This window comes from Ureibacillus chungkukjangi (assembly GCF_003217295.1).
Lineage (GTDB): Bacteria > Bacillota > Bacilli > Bacillales_A > Planococcaceae > Ureibacillus > Ureibacillus chungkukjangi.
Genome location: NZ_QJTJ01000080.1, coordinates 1 through 1,476, shown reverse-complemented (window position 1 = coordinate 1,476; position 1,476 = coordinate 1). Strand labels below are relative to the sequence as shown.

Annotated in this window: 1 protein-coding gene; it reads left to right on the top strand. The window is 34.3% G+C overall.

The genetic code is table 11. The features are described 5' to 3' along the window. The first annotated feature begins 95 nt into the window (after positions 1-95). Positions 96-1,429 (top strand): IS3 family transposase gene (locus BJ095_RS18825; RefSeq protein ID WP_107932854.1). Its coding sequence is split into 2 segments (ribosomal slippage): positions 96-483 and positions 483-1,429, totalling 1,335 coding nucleotides; the frame shifts between segments, so codons are not numbered across the junction. The last annotated feature ends 47 nt before the right edge of the window (positions 1,430-1,476 follow it).

The following is a 1,476-nucleotide window of genomic DNA, read 5'->3' as shown; positions in this document are numbered from 1 at the left end:
TAAAATGTACCCTATAAGATAGACACTTAAAAAAAGTCTCTCTTGTAGGGTACTTTTATTTATAATGAAAGAAATAATTAATGGAGCGGAAGAAAATGTCGAAAAAATTATTTACAGAGCAAGAACAGAAATTATTAATGAAACATCCTTATGTTAAAGCTGTTAGTGAAAAAGCAATAACATATACAGATGAATTTAAGGCAATGGCAATTAAAGAATATGAAGAAGGGAAATTTGCACGTCAAATTTTTGAAGATGCAGGATTTGATATTGAAATTGTAGGGATTCAACGAGCAAAATCGTCTTTAAAGCGATGGCGTGCTGCTTATCAAAAGAATGGTTTAGAGGGGCTTGAGGATTCTCGTAAATACTATTCTGGACGCCCTCTTGAACGTGAATTAAGTATAGAAGAAAAGTATGCAAGATTAGAAGCTCAAAATGCATTATTACGTGCAGAAAATGAACTTCTAAAAAAGATCGATTTAGCAGAAAGGATGTTGGTGAAGAAAAAGAAAAACTAACAGCTGAACAGAAATTTCGATTGATCCAACTGGTCATTAAAAAACATAACTTAAAGCGGATGGTAAGCTATCTTTGTGAACTAGTTGGTGTCTCTCGGTCAGGTTATTATCGTTATTTTTCAGAAGAAGCGCAACTTAATAGACAAGCGCGTGATGAAGCAGACGAAGAAGTAAAGGAAATCATTTTAAGAGCGTTCAATTTTCGCCGTCGTAAGAAGGGCGCACGTCAAATCAAAATGACATTAGAAAATCAGTATCAAATTACATATAACTTAAAACGAATTCGTCGTATCATGAAAAAGTTTCAAATCATTTGTCCAATTCGAAAAGCTAATCCTTATCGAAGAATGGCAAAAGCAACGAAAGAACATAGAACTTTACCAAATCTACTAAATCGTGAATTCAAGCAAGGAATCGCTAGAAAAGTATTATTAACTGATATTACATATTTGAGTCACGGAAAAGGAAAACGTGCGTACTTATCAACCATAAAAGATGCCGAAACCAATGAAATTTTAGCATATGAGACATCTGATAGATTAACGATAGATATTGCATTAAATACATTAAAGAAGATGAAAAAAAGTGGGATAAAGTTGGCCGAAGGCGCATTCATTCACTCAGATCAAGGATTCCACTATACTAGCCCCCAATTTCAAAAGATGGTGAAAGAGATGGGGCTAGACCAGTCAATGTCCCGTCGAGGCAACTGTTGGGATAATGCCCCTCAAGAATCGTTTTTTGGACATTTTAAAGATGAAACGGACTTTAAATCGTGTGAAACATTAGAAGAAGTAAAACGTGAGATTAAGAGTTATATGACTTATTACAATTATTATCGAGGTCAATGGAACTTAAAAAAGATGACGCCTGCACAATACAGTCATCATCTTCTTCAAGTTGCCTAATTCCCCAGAGTCTTTTTAAAAATGTCCTTTACAAAGGGTACACTTTA